General features: G+C 67.7%; 27 protein-coding genes. 18 read left to right on the forward strand and 9 right to left on the reverse strand.

Annotation, left to right across the window (positions count from 1 at the left end; translation table 11 throughout):
- Positions 1-27 precede the first annotated feature (27 nt).
- The 3 genes from tsaA to PSK12I2_RS0110210 all read left to right on the forward strand — a co-directional run bounded on the left by tsaA (position 28) and on the right by PSK12I2_RS0110210 (position 4,796).
- A complete protein-coding gene (gene tsaA, locus PSK12I2_RS0110200; protein ID WP_027598312.1) occupies positions 28-723 on the forward strand; it encodes a tRNA (N6-threonylcarbamoyladenosine(37)-N6)-methyltransferase TrmO in 696 nt (231 codons plus the stop codon).
- 119 nt (positions 724-842) lie between these two features.
- Positions 843-2,219 carry a nucleotide 5'-monophosphate nucleosidase PpnN gene (ppnN, locus tag PSK12I2_RS0110205; RefSeq protein ID WP_007160674.1) on the forward strand — a complete coding sequence of 459 codons (1,377 nt, stop codon included), beginning with the start codon at positions 843-845 and terminating at the stop codon, positions 2,217-2,219.
- Positions 2,220-2,570: 351 nt separating this feature from the next.
- Entirely contained in the window at positions 2,571-4,796 is a 2,226-nt protein-coding gene (locus PSK12I2_RS0110210; protein WP_027598313.1) for a bifunctional diguanylate cyclase/phosphodiesterase, read from the forward strand.
- Here the strand turns inward: PSK12I2_RS0110210 and PSK12I2_RS0110215 are convergent.
- Together PSK12I2_RS0110215 and fpr are read right to left on the reverse strand one after the other, a co-directional pair.
- Positions 4,793-5,479: a dihydrofolate reductase family protein gene (locus tag PSK12I2_RS0110215; protein ID WP_027598314.1), complete on the reverse strand. Its 687-nt coding sequence runs from the start codon at positions 5,477-5,479 to the stop codon at positions 4,793-4,795. The genes PSK12I2_RS0110210 and PSK12I2_RS0110215 overlap by 4 nt on opposite strands.
- Positions 5,480-5,616: 137 nt before the next feature.
- On the reverse strand, positions 5,617-6,396 hold the full coding sequence (gene fpr, locus PSK12I2_RS0110220; protein ID WP_007160677.1) for a ferredoxin-NADP reductase: 780 nt from the start codon (positions 6,394-6,396) through the stop codon (positions 5,617-5,619).
- Positions 6,397-6,516: 120 nt separating this feature from the next.
- Between fpr and PSK12I2_RS0110225 the strand changes: the two genes are divergently transcribed.
- Positions 6,517-7,449: a LysR family transcriptional regulator gene (locus tag PSK12I2_RS0110225; RefSeq protein WP_027598315.1), complete on the forward strand. Its 933-nt coding sequence runs from the start codon at positions 6,517-6,519 to the stop codon at positions 7,447-7,449.
- Here the strand turns inward: PSK12I2_RS0110225 and PSK12I2_RS0110230 are convergent, their stop codons facing one another.
- Positions 7,450-7,887 (reverse strand): DUF4345 family protein, encoded by a 438-nt coding sequence (locus tag PSK12I2_RS0110230; protein WP_017638634.1) that lies wholly within the window; start codon positions 7,885-7,887, stop codon positions 7,450-7,452.
- 186 nt (positions 7,888-8,073) lie between these two features.
- On the opposite strand from PSK12I2_RS0110230, the gene pdxY reads away from it, so the two are divergent.
- Positions 8,074-8,967: a pyridoxal kinase PdxY gene (pdxY, locus tag PSK12I2_RS0110235; protein WP_027598316.1), complete on the forward strand. Its 894-nt coding sequence runs from the start codon at positions 8,074-8,076 to the stop codon at positions 8,965-8,967.
- A gap of 656 nt (positions 8,968-9,623) precedes the next feature.
- On the opposite strand, the gene dksA is transcribed toward pdxY, so the two are convergent.
- On the reverse strand, positions 9,624-10,028 hold the full coding sequence (gene dksA, locus PSK12I2_RS0110240; protein WP_027598317.1) for an RNA polymerase-binding protein DksA: 405 nt from the start codon (positions 10,026-10,028) through the stop codon (positions 9,624-9,626).
- Between the two features lie 192 nt (positions 10,029-10,220).
- Here dksA and PSK12I2_RS0110245 point away from each other — a divergent pair, with 192 nt between their 5' ends.
- The 6 genes from PSK12I2_RS0110245 (at position 10,221) to otnI (ending at position 16,168) form a co-directional block, all read left to right on the forward strand.
- A complete protein-coding gene (locus PSK12I2_RS0110245) occupies positions 10,221-10,925 on the forward strand; it encodes a FadR/GntR family transcriptional regulator (protein WP_027598318.1) in 705 nt (234 codons plus the stop codon).
- Between the two features lie 21 nt (positions 10,926-10,946).
- A complete protein-coding gene (gene ltnD, locus PSK12I2_RS0110250; RefSeq protein ID WP_027598319.1) occupies positions 10,947-11,840 on the forward strand; it encodes an L-threonate dehydrogenase in 894 nt (297 codons plus the stop codon).
- A 5-nt stretch (positions 11,841-11,845) separates the two neighbouring features.
- Complete coding sequence (gene otnK / locus PSK12I2_RS0110255; protein WP_027598320.1) at positions 11,846-13,138, forward strand: 3-oxo-tetronate kinase; 1,293 nt, start codon at positions 11,846-11,848, stop codon at positions 13,136-13,138.
- A complete protein-coding gene (locus PSK12I2_RS0110260) occupies positions 13,135-13,773 on the forward strand; it encodes an aldolase (RefSeq protein WP_027598321.1) in 639 nt (212 codons plus the stop codon). The genes otnK and PSK12I2_RS0110260 overlap by 4 nt, the downstream gene beginning before the upstream one ends.
- 139 nt (positions 13,774-13,912) lie before the next feature.
- Complete coding sequence (locus tag PSK12I2_RS0110265) at positions 13,913-15,373, forward strand: SLC13 family permease (protein WP_027598322.1); 1,461 nt, start codon at positions 13,913-13,915, stop codon at positions 15,371-15,373.
- 15 nt (positions 15,374-15,388) lie between these two features.
- Complete coding sequence (otnI, locus tag PSK12I2_RS0110270) at positions 15,389-16,168, forward strand: 2-oxo-tetronate isomerase (RefSeq protein ID WP_027598323.1); 780 nt, start codon at positions 15,389-15,391, stop codon at positions 16,166-16,168.
- 245 nt (positions 16,169-16,413) lie between these two features.
- Here the strand turns inward: otnI and PSK12I2_RS0110275 are convergent, their stop codons facing one another.
- Entirely contained in the window at positions 16,414-16,965 is a 552-nt protein-coding gene (locus tag PSK12I2_RS0110275; RefSeq protein WP_027598324.1) for a hypothetical protein, read from the reverse strand.
- 102 nt (positions 16,966-17,067) lie between these two features.
- On the opposite strand from PSK12I2_RS0110275, the gene xseA reads away from it, so the two are divergent.
- Positions 17,068-18,447 carry an exodeoxyribonuclease VII large subunit gene (gene xseA / locus PSK12I2_RS0110280; protein ID WP_027598325.1) on the forward strand — a complete coding sequence of 460 codons (1,380 nt, stop codon included), beginning with the start codon at positions 17,068-17,070 and terminating at the stop codon, positions 18,445-18,447.
- Positions 18,448-18,520: 73 nt separating this feature from the next.
- Positions 18,521-19,558 (forward strand): purine nucleoside permease, encoded by a 1,038-nt coding sequence (locus tag PSK12I2_RS0110285; RefSeq protein WP_027598326.1) that lies wholly within the window; start codon positions 18,521-18,523, stop codon positions 19,556-19,558.
- A gap of 3 nt (positions 19,559-19,561) precedes the next feature.
- On the opposite strand, the gene PSK12I2_RS0110290 is transcribed toward PSK12I2_RS0110285, so the two are convergent.
- Positions 19,562-19,741, reverse strand: a complete 180-nt coding sequence (locus tag PSK12I2_RS0110290) for a hypothetical protein (RefSeq protein WP_027598327.1) — start codon at positions 19,739-19,741, stop codon at positions 19,562-19,564.
- Between the two features lie 159 nt (positions 19,742-19,900).
- Here PSK12I2_RS0110290 and PSK12I2_RS0110295 point away from each other — a divergent pair, with 159 nt between their 5' ends.
- The 3 genes from PSK12I2_RS0110295 to PSK12I2_RS0110305 all read left to right on the forward strand — a co-directional run bounded on the left by PSK12I2_RS0110295 (position 19,901) and on the right by PSK12I2_RS0110305 (position 22,220).
- Positions 19,901-21,007 (forward strand): L-dopachrome tautomerase-related protein, encoded by a 1,107-nt coding sequence (locus PSK12I2_RS0110295; protein WP_027598328.1) that lies wholly within the window; start codon positions 19,901-19,903, stop codon positions 21,005-21,007.
- Positions 21,008-21,083: 76 nt separating this feature from the next.
- Positions 21,084-21,905, forward strand: a complete 822-nt coding sequence (locus PSK12I2_RS0110300) for a M23 family metallopeptidase (RefSeq protein ID WP_027598329.1) — start codon at positions 21,084-21,086, stop codon at positions 21,903-21,905.
- A 108-nt stretch (positions 21,906-22,013) separates the two neighbouring features.
- Positions 22,014-22,220, forward strand: a complete 207-nt coding sequence (locus PSK12I2_RS0110305; protein ID WP_027598330.1) for a hypothetical protein — start codon at positions 22,014-22,016, stop codon at positions 22,218-22,220.
- On the opposite strand, the gene PSK12I2_RS0110310 is transcribed toward PSK12I2_RS0110305, so the two are convergent.
- Both PSK12I2_RS0110310 and PSK12I2_RS0110315 read right to left on the reverse strand, forming a co-directional pair.
- Positions 22,217-22,780, reverse strand: a complete 564-nt coding sequence (locus PSK12I2_RS0110310; protein WP_027598331.1) for a DUF488 family protein — start codon at positions 22,778-22,780, stop codon at positions 22,217-22,219. The genes PSK12I2_RS0110305 and PSK12I2_RS0110310 overlap by 4 nt on opposite strands.
- A gap of 6 nt (positions 22,781-22,786) precedes the next feature.
- A complete protein-coding gene (locus PSK12I2_RS0110315; RefSeq protein WP_027598332.1) occupies positions 22,787-23,176 on the reverse strand; it encodes a DUF6491 family protein in 390 nt (129 codons plus the stop codon).
- Between the two features lie 112 nt (positions 23,177-23,288).
- Between PSK12I2_RS0110315 and PSK12I2_RS0110320 the strand changes: the two genes are divergently transcribed.
- Complete coding sequence (locus tag PSK12I2_RS0110320; protein WP_027598333.1) at positions 23,289-24,569, forward strand: mechanosensitive ion channel family protein; 1,281 nt, start codon at positions 23,289-23,291, stop codon at positions 24,567-24,569.
- Between the two features lie 29 nt (positions 24,570-24,598).
- Complete coding sequence (locus PSK12I2_RS0110325; RefSeq protein WP_027598334.1) at positions 24,599-25,267, forward strand: glutathione S-transferase family protein; 669 nt, start codon at positions 24,599-24,601, stop codon at positions 25,265-25,267.
- 382 nt (positions 25,268-25,649) lie between these two features.
- On the opposite strand, the gene PSK12I2_RS0110330 is transcribed toward PSK12I2_RS0110325, so the two are convergent.
- Positions 25,650-26,081, reverse strand: coding sequence for a DUF4174 domain-containing protein (locus PSK12I2_RS0110330; protein WP_027598335.1), 432 nt, complete (start codon positions 26,079-26,081; stop codon positions 25,650-25,652).
- Positions 26,082-26,332 lie beyond the last annotated feature (251 nt).

Consider the following 26,332-nt stretch of genomic DNA (forward strand, 5'->3'; position numbering starts at 1 on the left):
CAGCCCTGCGTCAGACGGCCCCGCCCCATGCAGCACAGCGTCACCCCCATCGGCCACGTCCGCTCCTGCTTCAAGGAGAAATTCGCCATTCCCCGGCAGCCCGCCCTGGCGCCGGCCGCCCGCGGCGTGCTGGAACTGTTGCCGCCCTTCGATCGGCCCGAGGCGGTCGAAGGGCTGGAAGGCGTCAGCCATGTCTGGCTGCTGTTTCTCTTCCACCAGGCGCTGGAGAGCCAGCCGCGCCTGCGGGTACGGCCGCCGCGCCTGGGCGGCAATCGCTACCTGGGGGTGTTCGCCACCCGCGCCACCCACAGACCCAACGGCATCGGCCAGTCGGTGGTCCGGCTGGACGGTCTCGAACCGGGACGGCTGCTGCTCTCGGGCATCGACCTGCTCGACGGCACCCCGGTGCTGGACATCAAGCCCTATGTGCCTTACGCCGACAGCCCGCCGGGCGCCCACAACGCCATCGCCGAGGCGCCGCCGCCGGCCCTGGCGGTAGGCTGGGCGGACGCAGCGCGCGTCCAGGCCGAGGCCCATGGCCAGCGCCTGGGCGAACCCCTGGCCGAGCTGATCGAGCAGTGCCTGGCCCAGGATCCGCGCCCGGCCTACCAGGCGCCCACGCCCGAGCGCCGCTATGGCGTGCGCCTCTGGGACGTCGAGGTGCACTGGCACTATCCGACCGCGGAACAGATCCGGGTACTGGACGTGACCGCGGCGTCCTGATGCCGCCCGGTTTGCATTCCGGCGGCCAAGGCCCCAACAATGACATTGCCGGATCGCATGAGGCGGTCCGCACCCGGCTACGGCCGCCGTTCGGCCGTATCACCGATAGGGAAGCATCTATGGCTCCAAGCAGACAGGTCATCAACGCTCAGGTCAGCCCCAAGGGCAGCCTGGAGACCCTTTCCCAGCGCGAGGTCCAGCAGCTCAGCGCGGCCGGCTCGGGCAACCTCTACCAGCTCTTTCGCCAGTGCGCCCTGGCCATCCTCAACACCGGCGCCCACAGCGACAACGCCAAGACCATCCTCGAGGCCTACCAGGACTTCGAGATACTCATCCACCAGCAGGACCGCGGCGTGCGCCTGGAACTGATCAACGCCCCGGCCGACGCCTTCGTCGACGGCGAGATGATCGCCAGCACCCGCGAGATGCTGTTCAGCGCCCTGCGCGACATCGTCTACACCGAGAGCGAACAGAGCAGCCTGCGCATCGATCTGGAAAGCTCCGAGGGCATCACCGACTACGTCTTCCACCTGCTGCGCAACGCCCGCACCCTGCGCGCCGGCATGGAGCCGAAGATGGTGGTCTGCTGGGGCGGTCACTCCATCAGCACCGAGGAATACAAGTACACCAAGAAGGTCGGTCACGAACTCGGCCTGCGCAGCCTGGACATCTGCACCGGCTGCGGCCCGGGCGTGATGAAGGGCCCGATGAAGGGCGCCACCATCGCCCACGCCAAGCAGCGCATTCAGGGCGGCCGCTACCTGGGCCTCACCGAGCCGGGCATCATCGCCGCCGAGGCGCCCAATCCCATCGTCAACGAACTGGTGATCCTGCCCGACATCGAGAAGCGCCTGGAGGCCTTCGTCCGCGTAGGCCACGGCATCATCATCTTCCCGGGCGGCGCCGGCACGGCGGAGGAATTCCTCTACCTGCTGGGCATCCTCATGCACCCGGACAACCGGGACATCCCCTTCCCGGTGGTGCTCACCGGGCCGCAGAGCGCCGCGCCCTACCTCGAGCAGCTGCATGCCTTCATCGGCGCCACCCTGGGCGAAGCCGCCCAGCGCCACTACCAGATCGTGGTCAACGATCCGGTCGAGGTGGCCCGGCAGATGGCCCAGGGTCTCAAGGCGGTCAAGCAGTTCCGCCGCGAGCGCCACGACGCCTTCCACTTCAACTGGCTGCTGCGCATCGAAGAAGGCTTCCAGCGCCCCTTCGATCCCACCCACGAGAACATGGCCGCCTTGCAGCTGACCCATGCCGTGCCACCGCACGAGCTGGCCGCCAACCTGCGCCGCGCCTTTTCCGGCATCGTCGCCGGCAACGTCAAGGCCAAGGGCATCCAGCTGATCGAGGAACGGGGGCCCTACGAGATCCATGGCGATCCCGACATCATGCGGCCGCTGGATCGGCTGCTGCAGGCCTTCGTCGAACAGCACCGGATGAAGCTGCCCGGCGGCGCGGCCTACGAGCCCTGCTATCGCGTGGTCAGCTGAATCCTTTCATGTTGGCCTTTTTGGCCGATTTCCTCCCGTCATGACCGTTCGTCCACATCCTGTTCGACGAACGGTCATGATGCTAGCCAGGTGACATCACAAAGTCGCTAGCCAGCTATCCAGAGCGCTTCGCTGACCGGCGCTCGCCGGGTGGCGAAGTCACTTTGCCGCTACAGAAAAAACCTCGCGCGCTAACTGCATAGCCGCAGGCTAAAGCCCCTCTTCACCGCGCCGATAGGGCAAGGCAAGCTAATCTCAGAGCGCAGGTTGCCGTAGTGAAATCTACCCGGGCGGAGATCCCGCCGGGCCGTCTTCCTCCAGCCGCGCCAGACTTCCTGCCGAGGCCACGGAATGAACAACTGGCTGGGACTCGACTTCCTCGTCGCCCCTCTCGCCCAAGAGCAGGTGCACCTGCACGGCCAGCATGATGGCTGGCTGGTCGCCCTTGCCTATCTGGTGGCGGTCAGCGCCTGCTATGTCACCCTGGTGTTCGCCGAGCGCATCGGCCAGACCCGCACCCTGGCCCGGCGGCGCGCCTGGAGCCTGATGGGCGCCCTGAGCTTCGGCTTCGGCGTCTGGGGCATGCACTTCATCGCCATGCTGGCCTTTACCGTGCCCACCCGGGTGCACTACGACCTCTTCATCACCCTGGCCTCGCTGCTGATCGTGGTGCTGGCCGGACTCATGGCCATGCCCGCCCTCAGCCAGCCCGACCTCACCCTGGGCCAGCGGCTCAAGGCCGGCACGGTGCTGAGCGTGGGCATCGTGCTCATGCACTACACCGGCATGGCCGCGGTGCACACCGAGGCCATGGTGCTCTATCGCCCGCTGCCCTTCCTGCTGTCGATCGGCATCGCCGTGGGGGCGAGCTTCGCCGCCCTGCAGCTGATCCAGATCTTCCGTCGCCACTACACCGGCATCTATCGCTGGCTGCGCATCGCCACCGCCCTGGTGATGGGCCTGGCGATCGCCGCCATGCACTTCACCGGCATGTGGTCCATGGTGCTGGTCGCCCCGGCCGAGACCGCAGACGCCCTGCAGGGCGCCAGCAATTCCTGGCAGCTGGGGGTGGGCATCGCCATCATCGCCCTGCTGCTGGTGGTAGGTGGCCTGGGCGCGGCCTGGGCCGATCGCCAGCTGCAGCGCAAGGAAAACGACCTGGAGCGGGTCAATTCCCTGGTCGGCCAGCTCGACGAGGCGCGGGCCTCGCTGCAACAGGCCGCGCACTACGATCCCCTCACCGACCTGCACAATCGCCGCGCCTTCAACCAGGCCTTCGCCGAGATCCTCGAGCGCCATGCCCAGCAGGGGCGCAGTCTGGGGGTAATGTTTCTCGACATCGATCATTTCAAGCGCATCAACGACAGCCTCGGCCACGACGCCGGCGACCAGTTGCTGGTGGCCATGGCCAAGATCATTCGCGAGGCGGTGCGTGACGGCGACCTGGTGGCTCGCTTCGGTGGCGACGAATTCTGCATCCTGGCCAGCCTCGCCGGACCCGAGGAGGCCCGGCACCTGGCCCAGCGCATCCTGGAGCGCCTGCGCAATCCGGTCACCATCGGCAACCGCACCCTGGTGATGACCACCAGCATCGGCATCAGCCTCTATCCTCGCGACGGCGGCTGCTGCGAAGAGCTGCTCAAGAGCGCGGATCTCGCGCTCTACCTGTCCAAGGGCAATGGCCGCAACACCTTCAGCTTCTTCGACGAGACCCTGCGCGAGAAGATCTCGCTGCAACTGGAGCTGGAGGCCGAACTACGCGAAGCCCTGGTCGAGGAGCGCGGTCTGCAGCTCTACTACCAGCCCATCCTCGACGTCGCCAGCGGTCAGCTGGACAAGGCCGAAGCCCTGATCCGCTGGGACCATCCCCGCCTCGGCATGCTGGCGCCTAACCACTTTCTCGGCGTGGCCGAGGCCAATGGCTTCGTCGAAGAGCTGGACGCCTGGGTACTCCGGCGGGCCTGCAAGGACCTGGCCGAGCTGACCGCCGCTGGCCTCACGGAGCTGCGCATCGCGGTCAACTGCTCGGCGCTGAGCCTGAGCAACGACGCCCTCCCCGGGCAGATCGCCTGGCGGCTGGACGACCACCAACTGTCGCCGCGGCGCCTGGAACTGGAGGTGACCGAAAATGCCCTGGTCAAGAACGTGCAGCCCACCGCCGAGCTGTTGCAGCGCATTCGCGACCTGGGCGTGACGGTGTCCATCGACGACTTCGGCACCGGTTACTCCTCGCTCGCCTATCTCAAGCGCCTGCCGATCGACACCGTGAAGATCGACCGCTCCTTCGTCACCGGGCTGGCCGAGGGCAATGCCGATCACCAGATCGTCCAGGCCATCATCGGCATGGCCCGGCCGCTCAAGCTCAAGGTCACCGCCGAGGGCGTCGAGCATCTGGAGCAGCTGCGGCTGCTGTGCGCCCTGGGCTGCGACTTCATCCAGGGCTATCACATCAGCCGACCGGTCCCCCTGGCCCAGGTGCCCGAGGTGATCGCCCGCTATGCCAGCGGGGTCTGCCCACTGCAGGCCCAGGCGGAGGTGGATGCCGACGCCCTGGCGCTGGCCAGGGCGCTCGGCTAGCCGCGCCGATAGCGCAGCCAGACGCTGCCGTCGTCCTGGGCTTCGGCCGTATCCAGCTTGAGGTACAGCGGCTGCTGCCAGGCCTGCTCGGCAATCTCGAAGGAGGCCGGATGGGCGCCGCGGCCGTCCACCAGCGGGATGATCAGCACGCTGATCTCGTCCACCAGGCCGGCGGCGACAAAGGAGCCGCTGACATGGGGACCACCCTCCACCACCAGCCGCTCGATGCCCAGTTCTGCGTTGAGCAATTCCAGCACCGCTGCCAGATCCAGTTCGTCCTTGCCACCGAAGACGTAGGAGGCACCGATGTTCTGCAGGTGCGTCAGGTAGTCATCGCTGACGCCTTCGGTCAGCACCGCCACCACGTGGGAATCCAGGGCCTCGTTCTTTTTCCAGGCCACCTTGCCCTGGGGATCGATGGCGATGGCGTACTTGCTGGCGTCACGCTTGGCGAAATGATGGGTGCGCGGGATGGGCGCCTGGGCGACGCCGGTGGGATAGCCCTCGCCGTGGGCGATCTCTTCCATGGTCACCCGGCCACAGGCCCAGGCATCGAAGTCGAAGCGCTCGGCCAAGCGCTCGTAGGTGGTATCGGCCTGTTTCTTGACGGCGCGATCCCAGCCATCGGTGAGGGCGTGACCGTCGACCGACGACATCATATGGCAGATCACATAGGGCTTCATGGGGGCTCCCGGCAATGGCGTGTCGCCATGACACGCCCTGCAGCAACCGACCGGTCCGGCGCCGGGGGAGTTCAGCCCGCCGGGCCGCGGAAACGAAAAACCCGCCGGAGGGCGGGTTTTCGGGGAGCCGGGTCGCGTTACTTCTCGACGAAGGCGCGCTCGATCAGATAGTCGCCCGGATCGCCCATGCGCGGCGAGATGGTCAGGCCGAATTCGTTCAGCACGGCGCTGGTCTCGTCCAGCATGCTCGGGCTGCCGCAGATCATGGCGCGGTCGTCCTGCGGATTGATCGGCGGCAGGCCGATGTCCGCGAACAGCTTGCCGCTGCGCATCAGGTCGGTCTGACGACCCTGGTTGCGGAATTCCTCACGGGTGACCAGGGGGTAGTAGATGAGCTTCTCGCGCACCAGGTCGCCGATGAACTCGTGCTCCGGCAGGGTCTTGGTGATGAAGTCGGCGTAGGCCAGTTCGTTCACGTAGCGCACGCCGTGGACCAGGATCACCTTCTCGAAGCGCTCGTAGGTTTCCGGATCCTGGATGGTGCTCAGGAAGGGCGCCATGCCGGTGCCGGTGCTCAGCAGATAGAGGTGCTTGGCGGGCTTGAGGTCGCTGAGGATCAGGGTGCCGGTGGGCTTGCGGCTGACCATCAGGTTGTCGCCTTCCTTGAGGTGCTGCAGGCGCGAGGTCAGGGGGCCGTCCGGCACCTTGATGCTGAAGAACTCCAGGTGCTCTTCGTAGTTGGGGCTGGCGATGCTGTAGGCGCGCATCAGCGGACGACCGCCTTCGGTTTCCAGGCCGATCATCACGAACTGACCGTTCTCGAAACGCAGGCCCGCGTTGCGGGTGGTCTTGAAGCTGAACAGGGTGTCGTTCCAGTGATGAACGCTCAGGACGCGCTCGGTGTACAGGTTGCTCATCGATGACTCCAGGAAAAATCGGTACAGCCCGGGGCTGGATAGAAATTGCGCGACAGTTTATAGAGGGGGAAAATATCCGTGAAATGAATAATTCGAATATAGGTTATCCAAAAGGCAGATATGAGATTCACGTTGCGTCAACTCGAGGTCTTCGTCGCCGTGGCGCGCCAGGAAAGCGTTTCCCGGGCGGCCGAGGCGCTCAGTCTGTCGCAGTCGGCCACCAGCACCGCCCTGGGCGAACTGGAGCGGCAATTCGACTGCCGGGTATTCGACCGCGCGGGCAAGCGTTTGACGCTCAACGCCCTGGGCCGGCAATTGCTGCCCAAGGCGGTGGCCCTGCTCGACCGCAGCGCCGAGGTGGAAAATCTGCTGCGCGGCAAGACCGGCTTCGGCTCCCTGGAGGTCGGCGCCACCCTCACCATCGGCAACTACCTGGCCACCCTGCTGCTGGGCGACTTCATGCAGCGCCATCCCGACTGCCGGGTGCGACTGCACGTGCATAACACCGCCAGCGTGGTGCAACGCATCGCCAACCATGACATCGACCTCGGCCTGATCGAAGGCGATTGCCAGCATCCGGATCTGGAGGTGCAGCCCTGGATCGAGGATGAGCTGGTGGTGTTCTGCGCGCCCGGACACGTCCTGGCAGGCAGGGACGCCACCCAGGCCGAACTGGAAGCCCAGGCCTGGATCCTGCGCGAACAGGGTTCCGGCACCCGCCTGACCTTCGACCAGGCCATGCGCCATCACGCCCAGCCGCTGGACGTGCGGCTGGAGCTGGAACACACCGAGGCCATCCTGCGCGCGGTGGAATCGGGACTGGGCATCGGCTGCCTGTCGCGGCTGGCGCTGAGAGACGCCTTCGCCCGCGGCACCCTGGTGCCCATCGCGACCCCGACCCTGGATCTGCGCCGCCAGTTCTGCTTCATCTGGCACAAGCAGAAGTACCAGACCGGGGCCATGGTCGAATTCCTCGACCTCTGTCGCCAGCTGACCCTGGGCCTCGCCCGCAGCGATCAGATCGACACCGCGCGGCCCCGGCCCGGGCGCTAGTCACTGGCCCTGGTAGATCCGGCGATTCTCCAGCTCCCGCTGCTCGTGGCGGCGGTGGGCGCGCAACGCCAGCAGCGCCAGGACGCCGATCACCAGGCGATAACCCTGGGAATAGAGATCCAGCTCGGCGGTGGCCGACTCGCCCAGTACGCCGCTGATCAGGCGCACCACGAACAGCGTCAGCTGCACGAAGGCCACCAGGAGCAGGCCGGCCGACAGCCATTCCGCCCGGCGAAAGGCCAGGACCGCGAACAGCGCCAGGGCGAATTGCATGCCGCCGTACCAGACCCGCGCCTCGGCCACCGAGGCCGAATCCATCAGCACCATGCCGCGGGCATTGGCCATCTCATAGGGATAGAACCAATGCGCCAGGGCGAGTCCAAACCAGACCAGGGCCTGCAGACCCAACACCAGACGTGCGAAGCGAAGCTCGGACATTCCCCGTTTCTCCTTGGGGCCAGAGGTGAATGACAGCCGCTCCAGTGTAGCCAGCGCCGGAAGCGATCTGCACTGCCGATGCAGACCGCCACAGGCGGGTTAGGGTTCGCCGGAAGCGCTGGGGTAAGCTGCAGGCCTCCACCCTTCCGGCTCCTGACCCCGAAGCCCGCCGCCCGAGAGATCGCCATGCCCGCCGCCCTGCCCGCCCAGCCGCCGCTGGTGCTGTCCATCCAGTCCCATGTCGCCTATGGCCACGTCGGCAACGCCGCCGCCACCCTGCCGCTGCAACTGCTCGGCCTGCAGCCGGTGGTGGTCAACACGGTGCAATTCTCCAATCACACCGGCTACGGCGAATTCAAGGGCCAGGTCTTTCCGCCCGAACACATCCACGACGTGCTCGACGGCCTGCGTGCCCGCGGCGTGCTGGAGCGCTGCGTGGCGGTGCTCTCCGGCTACCTGGGCGACGCCGCCATCGGCGAGGTGATCCTCGGCGTGGTGCAGGAGATCCGCCGTCAGCGCGGCGACCTGCAGTATCTCTGCGATCCGGTGATGGGCGACGTCGGCCGCGGCATCTTCGTGCGCCCCGGCATCCCCGACTTCCTGCGCCGTCGCGCCATCGAACAGGCCAGCCTGATCACCCCCAACCAGTACGAATTCGAGTTGCTGCACGGCCAGCCACTGGCCGACACCGCCGACGCCGTGGCCGCTGCCCGCTTGCTGCTCGGCCGCCCTAGTCAACCGGGGCCCAAGACTATCGTCATCACCAGCCTGCGCACCCCGGATCTGCCGACCGACGTCCTCAGCACGCTGGTGGTGGAGGCCGCGGACGCCTGGCTGGTACAGACGCCCTACCTGGATCTGCAGCCGCTGCCCAACGGCATGGGCGATGTCTTCTCCGCGGTGCTGCTGGGCCAGTTGCTCAACGGCCAGTCCACGCCCGCCGCCGCGTCCCATGCGGTCAGCGCCCTCTACGCCCTGGTCGCCCGCACCGCCCCCGGCAGCCGCGACCTGCCGCTGATCGCCGCCCGCGAGCAGATCGTGCGACCGGGCGAGTTGTTCGAGGCGCAGCGGTTGCCGTAGGTGGGGTTGAGCGTAGCGAAGCCCATGGGTGCCGGGCGCTGTTGGGCTTCGACGGTGCAGCCGTCTCAACCCAACCTAGGGGTCCGCTTTGCCTCTCCCCCTGGGAGAGGGTTGGGGTGAGGGCAACCCTTCACGCCTGAGCCCTTGAGCGCGTGGAAAACGCTGCGCGGTTTTCCACCCTACGCCCCTTGCAGGGTCCTCCGCCGCTCCATACCGCCCCCTCTCCCCCCCGGGAGAGGGTTGGGGTGCGGGCAACCCTTCACGCCTGAGCCCTTGAGCACGTGGAAAATGCTGCGCGGTCTGCCACCCTATGCCCCTTGCAGGGTTCTCCGCCGCGCCATACCGCCCCCTCTCTCCCCGGGAGAGGGTTGGGGTGAGGGCAACCCTTCACGCCTGAGCCCTTGAACGCGTGGAAAACGCTGCGCGGTTTGCCACCCTACGCCCCTTGCAGGATCCTCCGCCGCTCCATACCGCCCCCTCTCCCCCCGGGTGAGGGTTTGGGGTGAGGGCACCTCTTCACGCCTGAGCCCTTGAACACGGGGAAAACGCTGCGCGGTTTTCCACCCTACGCCCCTTGCAGGGTCCTCCGCCGCTCCATACCGCCTCCTCTCCCCCTGGGAGAGGGTTGGGGTGAGGGAAGCCCAGCCGCGAATCCCTCACGACGACTGCAGATGCCGCTCCCGCTGTTCCTGGCGCTCCTTGGCTTCCACGCTGAGGGTCGCGGTGGGTCTCAGCAGCAGCCGCGCGAGGCCGATAGGCTCGCCGGTCTCCTGGCACCAGCCGTAGTCGTCGCGGGCCAGGCGCTCCAGGGCGGCGTCGATCTTGTCCAGCAGCTTCTTTTCCCGTTCCAGCTGGCGCAGTTGCCACTGGCGTTCCTGCTCGGCATTGCCGACGTCGGCCGGATCGCCGTGGGTGTCCAGGCCGCGCAGGTCTTCCACCTGCTCGTCGATCAGGCGCTGCAGATCGCCACGCTGGGTCAGCAGCAACTGGCGAAAGAATGCGCGCTGGACCTCGTTCATGTAATCCGCGGCAGGTTGCGCCAGCAGTTCTTCAGGGGTCATCGACCAGCTCTCCATCGGTAAATGTTATATTATAACACTCATCAGTGGCTCTAGCCCGCCCCTGCCAGCCGTAGAATCCATCACAAAAATTCCGTAGTGCCTCAGCCCAAACCACTACACAAAGGCAAAAGCCTGTGCGAAAGTAGCGCCATAACCTGTATGACAACCTTACAACCACATAAGCAGGTCACCATGTTCGCCAAGGTTCCCGCCAATGTCCTGAGCGACAATGTCGCTCAGCAGCTGCTGGACAAGATCGAAGCCGGCGTCTTCGCCCCCGGCAGCAAGATCCCCAGCGAAGCCCTGCTCTCCGAAGCCTTCGGCGTCAGCCGTACCGTGGTGCGCGAGGCCATCTCCCGCCTGAAGAACGAAGGCGTGCTGCAGCCCCAGCAGGGTCGCGGCATCTTCGTCACCGCTCACGCCAGCATCCGTCCGCTGCGTATCGACGCCGACGAAGCCAGCCTGCCCGGCAGCGTCTTCCACCTGCTGGACCTGCGTCGCGCCATCGAGGCCGAGATCGCCTCCGAAGCCGCCATCAACCGCAGCGAGACCGATCTGGTCGCCATCGACGAAGCCCTGGCCGCCATCGACGAAGAGGTCGCCGACGGCCATGACGGCGTACGCGCCGACGTGGCCTTCCATCGCACCATCGCCCAGGCCACCGGCAATCCCTACTTCATCAGGATCCTGGAATTCGTCAGCCAGTACCTGGAGACGGCCACCCGCATCACCCGCACCAACGAGGCGCGGCGCGAGGACTTCTCCCGTCAGGTGCACGAAGAACACCAGGCCATCGTCGCCGCCATTCGCCTCGGCGATCCCCTGGCCGCCGCCAACGCCGCCCGCCAGCACATCTACAACGCCGCCCGCCGCCTGCGGCAGGCCGGCTTCGCCTGACCTTTTACGGAGAACAACAAGATGCAAGACAACGTCGGTGTCATCGGCCTCGGGGCCATGGGTCTGGGCGTCGCCCGTTCGCTGCTGCGGGCCGGCTTCGCCGTGCATGCCTGCGACGTGCGCGCCAGTGTGCTGGAAGCCTTCGCCAGCGAAGGCGGCGTGGCCTGCACCTCGCCGGCGGCCCTGGCCGACAGCTGCGACATCCTCATCACCGTAGTGGTCAACGCCGAGCAGACCGAAGCCGTGCTGTTCGGTGAAGGCGGCGCCGCCGCTGCCCTGCGTCCGGGCAGCCTGGTGATCGCCTGCGCCACCGTGGCCCCGGCCTACGCCGTCGAGCTGGGCGAGCGCCTGGCCGAGCGCGGCATCCTGCTGCTGGACGCCCCGCTGTCCGGGGGCGCCGCCAAGGCCGCCAGTGGCGAGATGACCATGATGACCTCCGGCACCGCGGAAGCCTATGCCAAGGGCGAAGCGGTCCTGGCCGCCATGGCCGGCAAGGTCTATCGCCTGGGCGACGCGCCCGGCCAGGGTTCCAAGGTCAAGATCATCAACCAGCTCCTGGCCGGGGTGCACATCGCCGCCTCCGCCGAGGCCATGGCCCTGGGCCTGCGTGAAGGGGTCGATCCGGAGGCCCTCTACGAGGTCATCACCCACAGCGCCGGCAACTCCTGGATGTTCGAGAATCGCGTGCCGCACATCCTCAAGGCCGACTACACCCCGCTGTCCGCCGTGGACATCTTCGTCAAGGACCTGGGCCTGGTACTGGATACCGCGCGCACCTCGAAATTCCCGCTGCCGCTGTCGGCCACCGCCCACCAGATGTTCATGCAGGCCTCCACCGCCGGCTACGGGCGTGAAGACGACTCGGCGGTGATCAAGATCTTCCCGGGCATCGAGCTGCCCAAGGCCGCGGAGTGATCCCAATGAGCGCGACCGAGACCCGCCCGCTGCTGGGCTGCATCGCCGACGACTTCACCGGCGCCACCGATCTCGCCAACATGCTGGTGCGCGGCGGCATGCGCACCGTGCAGGTGATCGGCGTGCCCGCTGCCGACGCCGAACTGGAAGCCGCCGACGCCGTGGTAGTGGCGCTGAAATCCCGCACCACGCCGGCCGCCGAGGCGGTGAGCGAATCCCTGGCCGCCCTCGCCTGGCTGCGCCAGCGTGGCTGCCGGCAGTTCTTCTTCAAGTACTGCTCCACCTTCGACTCCACCGCGGAAGGCAACATCGGCCCGGTGGCCGAGGCCCTGCAGGAGGCGCTGGACTGCGACTTCACCCTGGCCTGCCCGGCCTTCCCGGAGACCGGCCGCACCCTGTTCCGTGGCCACCTGTTCGTGCAGGACCAGCTGCTCAGCGAATCCGGCATGCAGCACCACCCGCTGACGCCCATGGGCGATGCCAACCTGGTGCGGGTGCTGCAGGCCCAGAGTCGCGGCAAGGTAGGGCTGCTGCGCTACGACCAGGTCGCCAAGGGCCCCGAGGCCGTGCGCGCGGCCATCGCCGAGCTCCGGACTTCGGGTCATCGTCTGGCCATCGCCGATGCCCTTTCCGATGCCGATCTGCACACCCTGGGCGCGGCCTGTGCCGAGCTGCCCCTGGTCACCGGTGGTTCGGGCATCGCCCAGGGCCTGCCGGAGAATTTCCGCCGCGCCGGTCTACTGCAGGCGCACGACGCCGCCGCCCTAAAGTTGCCCACCGGTGGCGAAGCCGTGCTGGCCGGCAGTGCGTCCCAGGCCACCAATGGCCAGGTCGCTGCCTGGCTGGAAGCCGGGCGCCCGGCCCTGCGCCTCGACCCCCTGGCCCTTGCCCAGGGTGACGACACCATCGACGCCGCCCTCGCCTGGGCGCGCGAGCAGGACCAGGCCGTGCTGATCTATGCCACCAGCCCCGCCGACGAGGTCAAGGCCATCCAGCGCGAGCTGGGCGTGGCGCGCGCCGGTGAACTGGTGGAGCGCGCCCTCGGCCTGATCGCCCGCGGCCTGTTCGACAGCGGCGTACGCCGTCTGGTGGTGGCCGGTGGCGAGACCTCCGGCGCCGTGGTCCAGGCCCTGGGCGTACAGGCCCTGCGCATCGGCGCCCAGATCGATCCGGGCGTGCCGGCCACCCTCGGCCAGGTGCAGGGCGAACCCCTGGCCCTGGCGCTCAAGTCCGGCAATTTCGGTAGTCGCGACTTCTTCGCCAAGGCCCTGCGCCAACTGGCGGGAGAACAGCCATGAGCGTCGAAGCCCGGCTGCGCGAAGAGATCTGTACCGTCGGCGCCAGCCTCTATGCCCGCGGCTACACCGTGGGCAGCGCCGGCAACATCAGCGCCCGCCTGGAAGACGGCTGGCTGATCACCCCCACCGATGCCTGCCTGGGTCGCCTGGATCCGGCCGCCATCGCCAAGGTCGCCCTGAACGGCGACTGGGTCTCCGGCGACAAGCCGTCCAAGACCCTGGCCCTGCATCGCCAGGTCTATGACCGCAATCCCGGCGTGGGCGGCGTGGTGCACACCCACTCTACGCACCTGGTGGCCCTGACCCTGGCCGGCGTGTGGCGCCCGGACGACATCCTGCCGCCCATCACCCCCTACCAGGTGATGAAGGTCGGCCATATCCCGCTGATCCCCTATGCCCGCCCCGGCGCCGCCAGCGTCGCCGAGCAGGTGGCGCAACTGGCCAACCGGGTCCGCGGCGTGATGCTCGAACGCCTCGGTCCGGTGGTCTGGGAAAGCAGCGTGAGCAAGGCCAGCTTCGCCCTGGAGGAGCTGGAAGAAACCGCGCGGCTGTGGCTGCTGACCGAGCCACGCCCGGCGCCGCTGGATGCCGCCGCGCTGGCCGAACTGGCGGAGACCTTCGGCGCCGTCTGGTGACCTGAAGCCCGCGCTACCGCAATACCCCCACGATGGCCCTCGTTGGCCGTCGCGGGATCGGCTTGCCCTGGAAAAACAACAATAGCGAGGAAAGTGCCATGTCCCACGTCGTCAGCCCCACCCGCCCGGAGTCCCGTTCATGAGTCCGTTGCTGCTGGTCCTCATCGCCGCGGCGGGCATCGCCCTGCTGCTGTTCCTGGTTCTCAAGTACAAGTTCCAGCCCTTCGTGGCGCTGATGCTGGTGAGCATCCTGGTGGCCCTGGCCGCCGGGGTCGAGCCGTCCAAGCTGGTGGCCACCATCGAAGGCGGCATGGGCAAGATCCTAGGCCACATCGCCATCATCATCGCCCTGGGCGCCATGATCGGTCGCATCATCGAACTCTCCGGTGGCGCCGAGGCCCTGGCCAAGACGCTGATCGAGCGCTTCGGCAACAGACGCACGCCGCTGGCCCTGACCCTGGCCGGCTTCCTGGTCGGTATCCCGGTGTTCTTCGAGGTCGGCGTGATCGTGCTGATGCCGCTGGCCTATGGCATCGCCCGCACCGCGCGCAAGCCGCTGATCGTCTTCGCCCTGCCGATGTGCGCCACCATGCTCACCGTACACGCCATGCTGCCGCCCCACCCGGGCGCCGTGGCCGCCGCCGGCCAGCTGGGCGCCGACCTGGGTCGGGTGCTGCTGTTCGGTCTGCCGATCACCGCCGTGCTGGCCCTGATCGGCTGGTGGGTGGCCGGGCGCATGACCCGTCGTCACTACCCCATGACCGACGACATCCGCAATGACGTCTATGGTCCGCAGATCACCGACACCCACCTGCAGCAGTGGGGCCGCGGCCAGGACATGGCCCCCGGCCTGCCCAGCCTCGGCGCCGCCGCGGTCAAGGTCGACGAGACCCCGGCCGGCCTCGCCGCCGGTCTGCCGCCCGCCCCGGCCCCCGGCTTCGGCCTGGTGGTGACCCTGATCCTGCTGCCCATCGTGCTGATCCTGCTGGGCACCCTGGCCACCAGCTGGCTGCCCGCCGGCAACCTGCTGCGCGACATCCTCACCGTGGTCGGCGCGCCCCTGGTAGCCCTGCTGATCGACACCCTGCTGTGCGCCTATGTGCTGGGCTTCCGCCGCGGCTGGTCGCGCGAGCAGGTCTCCGACGTCATCGGCTCGGCGCTGCCCGGCGTAGCCATGGTCATCCTCATCGCCGGTGCCGGCGGCGTCTTCGGCAAGGTGCTGGTGGACACCGGCATCGGCGCGGTGGTCTCGGAGCTGCTGCGCGCCACCGGCCTGCCGGTGCTGCCGCTGGGCTTCGTGCTGACCCTGCTGCTGCGCGCGGTCCAGGGCTCCACCACCGTGGCCCTGGTCACCACCGCCGGCATCCTCGGCCCGCTGATCGCCACCCTGGACCTCTCGGCCAACCACATGGCCCTGCTGTGCCTGGCCATGGGCGCCGGCGGCCTGGCCGTGTCGCACATCAACGACGCCGGCTACTGGATCTTCACCAAGCTGGTCGGCCTGAGCGTCGCCGACGGCTTGCGTACCTGGACCGTCCTGACCACCCTGCTGGGGTGCCTGGGCTTCGCCATCACCCTGCTGCTCTGGCCCTTCGTCTGATCTGGGAGACAAGCCATGCCCCGCTTCGCCGCCAACCTCAGCATGCTCTACCCCGAGCATGCCTTCCTCGACCGCTTCGCCGCCGCCGCGGCGGATGGCTTTCAGGCCGTGGAATACCTCTTTCCCTATGAGCACAGTGCCGCCGAGATCAAGGCCCGGCTGGACGCCGCCGGCCTGACCCAGGTGCTGTTCAACGCCCCGCCCGGTGACTGGGCCGCCGGCGAACGCGGCCTGGCCGCCCTGCCCGGTCGCGAGGCCGAGTGCCGCGCCGGCATCGACCGCGCCCTGGATTACGCCGCCGTGCTGGGCAATCGCCTGGTGCACGTGATGGCCGGCCTACTGCCCGCCGGGGTCGACCGGGCCCGCGCCCGCGACACCTACCTGGGCAACCTGGCCCATGCCGCCGAGCAGGCGGCCAAGGCCGGAGTGACCATCCTCATCGAGCCGATCAACCCGCGCGACATGCCCGGCTATTTCCTCAATCGCCAGGACGACGCCCAGGCCATCCGCCAGGCCATAGGCGCTGACAATTTGAAGGTGCAATTCGATTGCTACCACTGCCAGATCGTCGAGGGCGATGTCAGCAAGACCTTCGAGCGCGACTTCGCCGGCATCGGCCACGTGCAGATCGCCGGGGTGCCCGACCGCCACGAACCGGACCTGGGCGAGCTCCATTACCCCTACCTGTTCGAGCGCTTCGACGCCCTCGGCTACGACGGCTGGATCGGCTGCGAGTACCGCCCGCGCGGCGATACCTCGGCGGGGTTGGAGTGGTTGCGCAGGTTGCAGGCATAAGAGACGTAGGTTGGGTTGAGCGCAGCGAAGCCCAACATCCCACACATCCAGCCGCGCGTGCCTGTTGGGCTTCGACGAAAAAGCCATCTCAACCCAACCTACCATCAAACACCGTGCCCGGTGGAAAACGCTACGCGGTTTTCCACGCTACGGATCTATCGCTCTATCGCGGCCATGGGCCGCTCCTACAGATGAATCGGAGCCTGTAGGAGCGGCCCATGGCCGCGATAGATATCTAAAAACCCTTAGACCTCAACCACCGCCAACGGCTGCCCCAGCCTTCTCCGGAATTCTTCCAGGAAGGCCGGAGCGAAGGCCCGTGCCGGCCAGTGGTTGAAGATGAAGCCCAGGTCGGAAAAGGCGCAGGGCTGGGGGAAGTCGAAGCCGTTGATGTCGTCTTCGTGATCGCATTCCGGGCAGGCGAAGTTGTCGCTTTCTGCTGGCATCCACACCTCCAGGTGCTCGAACAGCGCCTCGCCGATCTCGCGACGGCAGGCAGGGCAACGCGCCCGCCCCTCGAAGCCGTCCAGCGGGGTGAAGATGCAGCGCTCGGTGACGATCTCCAGACCGCCATCGGCATAGTCGCGCGGATCGTCCATGCCCGGCGCCAGGCGCAGCACCTCGGTCAGTCGCGGACCCGGCGCATGGCCCCGCCGGCCGCGACTGGGCAGGCAAGGCGCGGCCTCGGCCCGGACCACGCCACTGGCGGCGAGCCAGCCGAGGATCTCCACGGCGGTGCGCTCCACCCGTGGATGGCTGGAAATGCGGGGAGCGAGGATGGTCTGGCGCAGGGTCATGGAGCGCGGGTCTCGAAGAATGGGGCGCGCAGCTTAATCCGCTGCTCGCCGCGCGCCCATAGCTGCTAAGGTGAGGCCGACGAAAGCCATAGAAAGCGCCCCATGTTCAAGGACCCCTTCGCCCGCCTCGGTCTCGACCGCGAGGTACTTAGCGTCAGCCAGCTCAACAGCCGCGCCCGGGTGCTGCTGGAGGACGTCTTCGCCCAGGTCTGGGTCGAGGGCGAGATCTCCAACCTGGCCAAGCCGGCGTCCGGCCATCTCTATTTCACCCTCAAGGACGGCCAGGCCCAGGTGCGTTGCGCGCTGTTCCGCCAGCACGCCAGCCGGGTGCGCCAGGCCCTGCGTGACGGCCTGGCGGTCAAGGTGCGCGGCAAGGTCTCGCTGTTCGAGGGCCGCGGCGACTACCAGCTGATCCTCGACAGCGTCGAACCGGCCGGCGACGGCGCCCTGCGCCTGGCCTTCGAGGCGCTCAAGGAGCGGCTGGCCGCCGAGGGCCTGTTCGCCGCCGAACGCAAGCGCCCGCTGCCCGCCCATCCGCAGCGCATCGGCATCGTCTCCTCGCCGACCGGCGCGGTGATCCGCGACATCGTCAGCGTCTTCAAGAGACGCGCGCCCCAGGTGGAGCTGACCCTGGTCCCCACCGCGGTGCAGGGCCGCGAGGCCACCGCCCAGATCGTCCGCGCCCTGCAACTGGCCGACCGCCAGGGCTTCGATGCGCTGATCCTGGCGCGCGGCGGCGGCTCCCTGGAAGACCTCTGGTGCTTCAACGAAGAACCCGTGGCCCGCGCCCTGGCCGCCTGCCAGACCCCGGTGGTGAGCGCCGTCGGCCACGAGACCGATGTCTCCATCGCCGACTTCGTCGCCGATGTCCGCGCCCCTACCCCGTCGGCGGCCGCGGAGTTGCTGGCGCCCCACAGCGCCGACCTGCGCCAGCGCCTGGACGGTCTGCATCGCCAGTTGCTGCTGCGCATGCGCGAGCGCCTGGCCCGGGAACGCCTGCGCCTGGAGGCCTGCAGCCGCCGCCTGCGCCATCCCGGCGAACGACTGCGCCAGCAGGCCCAGCGGCTGGACGACCTGGATCTGCGCCTGCGCCGTGCCTATGTCATCGCCCAGAATCGTCGCCGTGATCGCCTGGCGCACCTGGACACCCGCCTGGCCGGCCAGCATCCCGGGCGCCAGCTGGCGCTGTTGCGCCAGCGCCTGGAGCAACTGGCCGAGCGGCTGCCCCGGGTCATGCAGCGCCAGCTGAAGGAGCGCCAGCAACGCCTGGCCGGCGCCGTGCAGACGCTGCAGATCGTCAGCCCCTTGGCGACCCTGGGCCGCGGCTACAGCATCCTGCTCGACGAGCGGGGCCATGCCGTGCGCTCCGCCGCCGAGGTCGCCAATGGGCAAAAGCTCATTGCCCGCCTCGCCGAGGGCGAACTGGCGGTGCGGGTACTGGACAATCACCAAGAACCCACCACTCTGTCTCTGTTGGACTAATCGGTCCAACCCGGACCGATGGTGGCATGTATCTTGAACCCTCGGTCAGGATTTCCCCCTACCGAGGCCCTCCATGCATTCCCTTCTGCGCGCTTCCCTGTTTCCCCTCACCACCGCCCTGCTGGCCGGCGCGGCCCAGGCCGCGAACCCGCCCGCCGCGCCGCTGCAACCCAAGGTCATGCTCGTGGCGATGTTCGCCCCCGAGGCCCAGACCTGGATCGATCGCCTCAAGCTCACCCATAAGGTCGCCGTCGACGGGCTCTCCGCCGACTATCCGGATGTGCTCTGCAATGAGGCACGGGTGTGCCTGATGACCACTGGAATGGGGCACGCCAACGCCGCCGCCTCGACCCTGGCGCTGACCCTGTCGCCCAAGTTCGACCTCAAACACACCTACTTCCTGATCGCCGGCATCGCCGGGATCAGTCCCAAGGAAGGCACCCTGGGCACCACCGCCTGGGCGCGCTACCTGGTGGACTTCGGCATCCAGTGGGAGCTCGATCCCCGCGACGTGCCCAAGGACTGGCCCACCGGCTACCTGGGCATCAACACCCGGGGGCCGGGCGAGAAACCGCCGCTGGACTACAAGACCGAGGTGTTCGAACTCAATGTGCGCCTGAGAGACAAGGCCTACGCCCTGTCCCGCCAGGCCGAGCTGACCGAGAGCGCGGAATCCAAGGCCTGGCGCCAACGCTACGATTACGCCCCGGCTAACCAGCCGCCGGTGGTGACCCGCTGCGACACCCTGGCCGGCGACACCTGGTATTCCGGCACCCGCCTCTCCGAACGGGCCGAGGAGTGGACCCGCCTGCTCACCAACGGCCAGGGCCGCTACTGCACCACCCAGCAGGAGGACAACGCCACCTACGAGGCCCTGCTGCGCGCCAGCCGCCTGGGCAAGGTGGACCTGCAACGCCTGGCGGTGGTCCGTGCCGGCTCGGACTTCGACCGTCCGGCCAAGGGCGCCTCCGAGGTCGACAACCTGCTCGACTACGCCAAGCAGGGCGGCTTCGCCCCGGCGCTGGAAAATCTCTATCGCACCGGCAATCCGCTGGTGCAGGAGATCGTCGAACACTGGGATGTCTGGCAGCAGGGCGTGCCGGCGAGCTGAGCCCTACTGGCGGGGCTGCTCCACGGTTCGCTCGGGTGACTGGGTAGCCGGATCGCTGCCCGGCGCGCTCTTTTGCACCACCTCGCTGCGCTGGGGTGGTGGCGTTTCCGGCGACTTGTCGCAACCGGCGAGCAGAGCGCCGAGGGTCAGCAGGGCCAGGCTGCTGGTGATGAGACGAGGCATGGTCTTCTCCCTTGGGGTTTGAAGGAGGACCCCGGGATTTCCACGGACGTTCCCGCCGGGGCCAGGGCCGGCCGGCCGTCGGCCCCGGCGATCTTCCGGGCGGCTGGCGCAGTCGTACCTGCAGGACCGGCCCTTCCGGTCACCCATCAGGAATCCGCCATGCCCAGACCCGCCCTCTCCCGCCTCGCCCTGGCCACCCTGCTGACCGCCCTGCCCCTGGCACCGGTCGCCCTGGCCGCCGAATCCAGCGCCAAACTGGAAAAGGTCGCCAGCTTCGATCACCAGGTCACCGGCGTCACCGTCAGCGAGAGCGGACGGATCTTCGTCAACTTCCCCCGCTGGACCGAAGACAGCGAGGTCTCGGTCGCTGAACTCAAGCCCGATGGCAGCCTGGCGCCCTATCCGGACCCGGCTTGGAACGGCTGGCGCAATGCCAAGCGCGACGAGCTGACCCCGGGCAACCACTGGGTCTGCGTGCAATCCGTGGTGGCCGACGGTCGCGGCAGTCTCTGGGTGATCGATCCGGGCGCTCCGGCCCAGGCGCTGGTGGTGCCCGGCGCACCCAAGCTGGTCAGGATCGACCTGGCCAGCAACCAGGTGAGCAAGGTCTATGCGCTGGACGAAAGCGTGGCGCCCCAGGGCAGCTACCTCAACGACGTGAGATTCAGCCCGGACGGTCGCCACGCCTATATCACCGATTCCGGTGCCCGCGGCGCCCTGGTGGTCCTGGATCTGGAGAGCGGCAAGGCGCGGCGCGCCCTGGATGGCGATCCGAGCACCCAGGCCGAGAAGGGCGTCAAGGTCAAGGCCGATGGCGAGCCGCTGATGCGTCCGGATGGCCGCGGCGTGGAATTCTCCGCCGACGGCATCGCCCTCTCCCCGGCAGGCGACTACCTCTACTGGCAGGCGGTCAAGGGCAATACCCTCTACCGCATCGCCACCGCGGCGCTGCAGGGCGACGACCTCGCCAGCCTGCCGGCCAAGGTGGAAAAGGTCGGCGAGAACGGTCCGGCCGATGGCCTGCTGATGGACCCGCAAGGGCGCCTCTATGTCAGCGCGGTGGAAGACCATGCGGTGAAGATCCGCGAGAACGGCCAGCTCACCACCCTGGTGCAGGACAAGAAACTGATCTGGCCGGACACCTTCGGTCGCGGACCGGATGGCACCGTCTATGTCACGGATTCGCGCATCCCCGAAATGAGCTTCTTCGATCCCAAGCAGAAGCCGGCCTTGGAAACCGTGCTCTACAAGATCGTGCCCAACTGACGAAGCGGGCTGCGGGCGCCTTGCCCTGCGGCCCTCGCCTGCTCCAGCATGGGCGTTTTCGCCGTTGGAAAACCCCATGTCCCGCCTGCTGCCCCTGCTCTGCTGCCTGTTCCTCCCCCTGCCCGCCCACGCCGGTACCTACCTGCAACGCCTGCTGGACAAGCCCGTGGCGGGTGGCGTCGCCGTGGTGCCGATCCCCGGCGACGCGGCGCCGCGGGTGCGCTACCAGGGCAAGCCGGTGCTGGTGGTCAAGGACGGCAACGGCTGGGTGGCCATCGTCGGCATCCCCCTGGGCACCGCCGCGGGTCGCCAGCCGCTGGAGGTCGCCGGCGCCGCACCCCAGGCCTTCACGGTCGGCAACCGCCACTATGCCGAGCAGCGCATCACCCTGAAGAACCAGCGCCAGGTCACGCCCAATCCCGAGGACCTCAAGCGCTTCGAGCGCGAACTGGCCGAACAGCAAGCCGCCTACCGGCTGTTCTCGCCGAACCAGCCCAGCAATCTGCTCCTCGACAAGCCGGTGGACGGCCCGCTCTCCAGTCCCTTCGGCCTGCGCCGCTTCTTCAATGGCCAGGAGCGCAATCCGCATTCCGGCCTGGACTTCGCGGTGCCCGCCGGCACGCCGGTCAAGGCGCCCGCGGCCGGCAAGGTGGTGCTGGTGGGCGACTACTTCTTCAACGGCAAGACGGTGTTCGTCGACCACGGCCAGGGGCTGATCAGCATGTTCTGCCATCTCTCCCGCGTCGACGTCCAGGTCGGCCAGGAGGTGCCCCGTGGCGGGGTGGTCGGTCGCGTCGGCAGCACCGGGCGCGCGACCGGCCCGCACCTGCACTGGAACGTCAGCCTCAATGACGTGCGCGTCGATCCGAGCATCTTCATCGGCGCCTTCAAGCCCTGAACAGTGGCAAACAATTGGTAGCAGTCGCAGGCATTGCCAGACAGCCGGCTTCGGCTTAAAAGGAACGCCCTTTCTTTCCTGCGGCCGCCCGGGCCTGGAGCCGACGCCATGACTGAGAAACCCCGCTTCGGCAGTGCCCTCGGCAGCATCCTGCTGGTCGCCGCGGCCTGCTATCTGCTGGTGGGCTTTTCCCAGGGCTTCGTACTGTCGGCCTGGTCCTGGCGCACCTGGGTGGTGTTCGCCGTCATGGTGACGCTCTATCCAGTCGGCCTGTTCGCCGGCTGGTGGAAGAAGCGCGAGCCGGTGGAGCGCTAGACACCTGGCCCCCAGCCGTGGCGGGCATAGGCCCGCTCCAGCCGTTCCTCTCGCGAGCTGAACAGATCGCCATCCGCCAGCCCAGTCGTGGCCAGTAGCCGGTCCTCCAGTTCGACCTGCGATTCCAGCCGACCGTCCGCATGGATATGGGTCACTGCCAGGCCCCGCCGCACCAGGCAGGGCGCCACCAGCAGGCCCCGGTGACAGGTCAGGGGATCGCGCTCGGCGCACAGCAGGGCGATGCGCCAGCGCGCCTGGCCCTGCTCCAGCCGCAGCAATCCCTGCTGGAACGGCGCGCTGGCGGCCAGGCGGTCATAGCGCACCTGTCCATTCTCATAATGCGCCGGATCCGGACTGCGCGCCCCCAGCTCCCGGCCCAGGAACACATAGGCGATCCCCGCCGCGGCCAGGCCGTCGCTCAGGGCCTCGCGGCGATACTGGGGCACATGGCGGCTATAGGGTTGGGAGCGCACATCGGCCACTGCCGTCACCCCCTGCGCCTGCAGCAGCTCGACATAGCGCGCCAGCGGATGATTGGAATGACCGAGGGTCAGGATCATGGGATTTCAGCGCCAGGGATCGAGGCGATACAGCCCGCCGATGGGGCACTCCATACGGTTGCCCCGGGCATCGGTGGAGACGAGAACGTCACCCGGGCGCAGGCCGGCGGCGCGCGAGCGATAGCCGAGGCGATTGCCAGCGGCCAGATTGCGACAGGGCACGGCGAGGTCCACCAGGTAGGCGCGGCCCAACCCGGTGCCCAGCGCCAGGTGCCGGGTGTCCAGGTAGTGCCAGCCGGAGAGATCGAAGCCCAGGATGGTGTCCAAGGCCGCACCCTGCCGATAGCCGAGGTCGGCCAGGCGATCGTCCAGGGTCGGCGGTCCGAAGGGACGCCCGGCGCAACCGGCTAGCAGCAGCACGGCGACGAGGGTGAAAAAGGCAGGGAGAACGCGCATGGAAATTTTCCTGGAAGGGCTGAACCTTGGACCGACCACGGGCGCCGAATACGGCATGCGGGGCGCAGCTTTGCTAACGTGGCGCCCGTAGTATCCCGTCAAGAGACCCCCTATGCCCACGGCCCTGACCAACCTGATCGACGACCTCGAAAAACACCCGCAACTGCTCACCCTGGTTGCCTGCCTCGGCCTGCTGCTGGCGGCCTGGGTCCTTAACTGGATCGTCAAGCGCATCCTGGTGCGCGGCTTCTATCGCCTGCTGCGCAGCACCTCCTTCGGTCAGGACCAGGAGCTCAATCACCACCGCGTCATCGGCCGGCTGGCCAACATCGTCCCGGCCCTGGTGCTGTCGATCGGCATCGAACTGGTGCCCGGGCGTCCCGAGGCCCTGGTCACCGTGGTGCAGAACGTCTGCAGCGCCTTCATCGTGCTGACCATCGCCCTGGCCCTGGGCAGCGCCCTGAACGTGGTCAACGTGCTCTATTCGCGCCGGCCCTCGGCGCGGCTCAAGCCGATCAAGGGCTATGTCCAGGTCAGCAAGATCGTCATCTACGCCATCGCGGTCATCCTGATGATCGCCACCCTGATCGACCGCTCGCCGCTGATCCTGCTCTCCGGCCTCGGCGCCATGGCCGCGGTGCTGCTGCTGATCTTCCAGGACACCCTGCTCTCCCTGGTGGCCAGCGTGCAGATCTCCAGCAACGACATCATCCGCGTCGGCGACTGGATCGAGATGCCCCAGCTCAACGCCGACGGCGACGTCATCGACATCGCCCTGCACACGGTCAAGGTGCAGAACTTCGACAAGACAATCACCACCATCCCTACCAAGAGATTCATCACCGACTCCTTCCGCAACTACCGCGGCATGCAGGAAGCCGGTGGCCGACGGATCAAGCGCGCGCTCAACATCGACCAGAACAGCGTGCACTTCCTCAGCGACGCCGAGCGCGAGCACCTGCACCGCTTCAACCTGCTGGACGACTACCTCACCGCCAAGGAACAGGAACTGGCGGACTGGAATCGCAAGCTGGAAAAACGCGGCCAGGAGCCGGTCAACACCCGCCGGGTCACCAACCTGGGGACCTTTCGCGCCTATGTGGAACGCTATCTGCGCGCCCATCCCGGAGTGCACCAGGGCATGACCCTGCTGGTGCGCCAGATGCCGCTCTCCAGCGAGGGTCTGCCGGTGGAGATCTACTGCTTCACCAACACCACGGTGTGGGCGCAATATGAGGGCATCCAGGGGGACATCTTCGACCACCTGCTCTCCATCCTCCCGGAATTCGGCCTCCATGTGTTCCAGCACCCGAGCGGACGCGATTTCCGCATGCGGCTGGAGCCAACCGAGGCCATGACCTCCCTCGGCGAACCGGGCACCCCGGCGCCCTGACCCGCCCGCTCCAGGCCTAAGGAAAGACCATGATCGTCGTCCACCACCTGAACAACTCCCGCTCCCAGCGGGTGCTCTGGCTGCTCGAAGAGCTCGGTATCGAATATCGGGTGCAACGCTACGAGCGAGCGGCGGGCGGCCTGTTCGCCCCGCCGGAGTTGCGCAAGGTGCATCCGCTGGGCAAGTCGCCGGTGATCGTCGACGGCGACCTGACCCTGGCCGAGTCCGGCGCCATCGTCGACTACCTGGCGCGGCGCTACGGTCCGCAACTGCTGCCCGCCCAGGACAGCCCGGAGTTCGTGCGCTACACCTACTGGCTGCACTATGCCGAAGGCTCGGCCATGACCCCGCTGCTGCTCAAGCTGGTGTTCGACCGCATCGCCACCTCGCCCATGCCCTTCTTTGCCAGGCCCATCGCCAAGGGCATCGCCGCCAAGGCCACGGCCAGCTTCATCCAGCCCCAGCTCGACCTGCACCTGGACTACCTGGAAAGCCAGCTGGGCGAAAGCGGCTGGTTCGTCGGCGATAGCTTCACCGCGGCCGACATCCAGCTCAGCTTCCCCCTGGAAGCCGCCGCCAGCCGCGCCGGCCTGGACAACGGCAAGCGCCCCAAGCTGGTGGACTTCCTCAAGCGCATCCATGCGCGTCCGGCTTATCAGCGGGCATTAGAGCAGGGTGGGCCCTACGTCTACGCCTGAAGGCTGGGCTCGTTGGGCTTCGCTAGACGCTCAACCCAACCTACGGTACCTACGCCCCTCTCCTTTCGAGGAGAAGGCCGGGGTGAGGGAAAACCCCAGCCCGTAGCGTGGAAAACCGCGCCAGCGTTTTCCACTGACGGCACGCCACCTTACTTATCGCGGCCATGGCGGTCCGCCGATGCGGCCGCTCCTACGATCACATCGGAGCCTGTAGGAGCGGCCCATGGCCGCGATCAGCTCAGGCACTCAGCCCGCAATGTTTCCGGTGGCTCGGCGCTCCCACGTGGACAAGGCTGCGCCGTTGTCCACCCTACACGCCGTCCGGATGGCCTCGGAGAACCCCCCCTCCCCCTGGGAGAGGACCGGGGTGAGGGAGCCACGACTACCGCCGCATCGGCATCCGGTCGATGGTGCCGAACAGCGCCTTGAGCGACCAATCCTGCTGCTCCCGCACCTTGACCCCGCCGTCCTTGCCCACCAGATAGAGCGTTGCCGGCTGGCCAGCGCGGGCGTCCAGGGCCTTGAGCAGCGCCCGGGTCTGCTCCGGCCGCAGCGGCTCGCCGTTGCGGCTGCCGGCCTCGCCCACCACCGTATAGAGCACCATTTCCCGCTCGACGAAGGCTTCGCGATTGGCCGGCTGCGCCAGTTCTTCGCGAAGCTTCGCGACCTGGGGATCCTTCGCCGTCGGCGCCACCAGGATCAGCGGCCGCGTCTTCCAGCGTTCCGCCTCAAGAGGGTTGTCGGCGGCCTGGGCCGCCGACGCCAAGCCGGCGATCAGGGTGGTCGCCAGCCCTGCCAGCACCAGAGTCTTCATGGACGCCTTCCTTCCGTTCGGTTGCCGGGAATCGTCCAGCATTGACCCCAACCCGACGCCAGGGATCGCCCCGGCGATTTCGGGTTACACAAAAAACACAAACCCGCTCTTTTAGAAATCACCAATAACCAGCCTCAGCCAGCAATAAATCATCAGCAAATCGCGCTGATCGAACATTCCTGCCAATTTCAAAAAGAACATTGCGAGACCTGCCCTGGGCGGACTAACGTAAGCGCCATGCACAACGCCCA

Origin of the sequence: Pseudomonas sp. MOIL14HWK12:I2, from assembly GCF_000510745.1 — a bacterium.
Lineage (GTDB): Bacteria > Pseudomonadota > Gammaproteobacteria > Pseudomonadales > Pseudomonadaceae > Chryseomonas > Chryseomonas oryzihabitans.

Bases quoted from the DNA above. Each gene is read 5' to 3' on its own strand.
- PSK12I2_RS0110260 (WP_027598321.1), top strand. From the start codon at position 13,135: ATGAGCGTCGAAGCCCGGCTGCGCGAAGAGATCTGTACCGTCGGCGCC.
- PSK12I2_RS0110330 (WP_027598335.1), bottom strand. From the start codon at position 26,081: ATGAAGACTCTGGTGCTGGCAGGGCTGGCGACCACCCTGATCGCCGGC.
- PSK12I2_RS0110230 (WP_017638634.1), bottom strand. From the start codon at position 7,887: ATGTCCGAGCTTCGCTTCGCACGTCTGGTGTTGGGTCTGCAGGCCCTG.
- PSK12I2_RS0110325 (WP_027598334.1), top strand. From the start codon at position 24,599: ATGATCGTCGTCCACCACCTGAACAACTCCCGCTCCCAGCGGGTGCTC.
- otnI (WP_027598323.1), top strand. From the start codon at position 15,389: ATGCCCCGCTTCGCCGCCAACCTCAGCATGCTCTACCCCGAGCATGCC.
- ppnN (WP_007160674.1), top strand. From the start codon at position 843: ATGGCTCCAAGCAGACAGGTCATCAACGCTCAGGTCAGCCCCAAGGGC.
- PSK12I2_RS0110290 (WP_027598327.1), bottom strand. From the start codon at position 19,741: ATGCCTCGTCTCATCACCAGCAGCCTGGCCCTGCTGACCCTCGGCGCT.
- tsaA (WP_027598312.1), top strand. From the start codon at position 28: ATGCAGCACAGCGTCACCCCCATCGGCCACGTCCGCTCCTGCTTCAAG.
- PSK12I2_RS0110215 (WP_027598314.1), bottom strand. From the start codon at position 5,479: ATGAAGCCCTATGTGATCTGCCATATGATGTCGTCGGTCGACGGTCAC.
- xseA (WP_027598325.1), top strand. From the start codon at position 17,068: ATGTTCAAGGACCCCTTCGCCCGCCTCGGTCTCGACCGCGAGGTACTT.
- ltnD (WP_027598319.1), top strand. From the start codon at position 10,947: ATGCAAGACAACGTCGGTGTCATCGGCCTCGGGGCCATGGGTCTGGGC.
- fpr (WP_007160677.1), bottom strand. From the start codon at position 6,396: ATGAGCAACCTGTACACCGAGCGCGTCCTGAGCGTTCATCACTGGAAC.
- PSK12I2_RS0110285 (WP_027598326.1), top strand. From the start codon at position 18,521: ATGCATTCCCTTCTGCGCGCTTCCCTGTTTCCCCTCACCACCGCCCTG.
- PSK12I2_RS0110310 (WP_027598331.1), bottom strand. From the start codon at position 22,780: ATGATCCTGACCCTCGGTCATTCCAATCATCCGCTGGCGCGCTATGTC.
- otnK (WP_027598320.1), top strand. From the start codon at position 11,846: ATGAGCGCGACCGAGACCCGCCCGCTGCTGGGCTGCATCGCCGACGAC.
- PSK12I2_RS0110315 (WP_027598332.1), bottom strand. From the start codon at position 23,176: ATGCGCGTTCTCCCTGCCTTTTTCACCCTCGTCGCCGTGCTGCTGCTA.
- PSK12I2_RS0110225 (WP_027598315.1), top strand. From the start codon at position 6,517: ATGAGATTCACGTTGCGTCAACTCGAGGTCTTCGTCGCCGTGGCGCGC.
- dksA (WP_027598317.1), bottom strand. From the start codon at position 10,028: ATGACCCCTGAAGAACTGCTGGCGCAACCTGCCGCGGATTACATGAAC.
- PSK12I2_RS0110320 (WP_027598333.1), top strand. From the start codon at position 23,289: ATGCCCACGGCCCTGACCAACCTGATCGACGACCTCGAAAAACACCCG.
- PSK12I2_RS0110275 (WP_027598324.1), bottom strand. From the start codon at position 16,965: ATGACCCTGCGCCAGACCATCCTCGCTCCCCGCATTTCCAGCCATCCA.
- PSK12I2_RS0110210 (WP_027598313.1), top strand. From the start codon at position 2,571: ATGAACAACTGGCTGGGACTCGACTTCCTCGTCGCCCCTCTCGCCCAA.
- PSK12I2_RS0110295 (WP_027598328.1), top strand. From the start codon at position 19,901: ATGCCCAGACCCGCCCTCTCCCGCCTCGCCCTGGCCACCCTGCTGACC.
- PSK12I2_RS0110245 (WP_027598318.1), top strand. From the start codon at position 10,221: ATGTTCGCCAAGGTTCCCGCCAATGTCCTGAGCGACAATGTCGCTCAG.
- PSK12I2_RS0110300 (WP_027598329.1), top strand. From the start codon at position 21,084: ATGTCCCGCCTGCTGCCCCTGCTCTGCTGCCTGTTCCTCCCCCTGCCC.
- pdxY (WP_027598316.1), top strand. From the start codon at position 8,074: ATGCCCGCCGCCCTGCCCGCCCAGCCGCCGCTGGTGCTGTCCATCCAG.
- PSK12I2_RS0110265 (WP_027598322.1), top strand. From the start codon at position 13,913: ATGAGTCCGTTGCTGCTGGTCCTCATCGCCGCGGCGGGCATCGCCCTG.
- PSK12I2_RS0110305 (WP_027598330.1), top strand. From the start codon at position 22,014: ATGACTGAGAAACCCCGCTTCGGCAGTGCCCTCGGCAGCATCCTGCTG.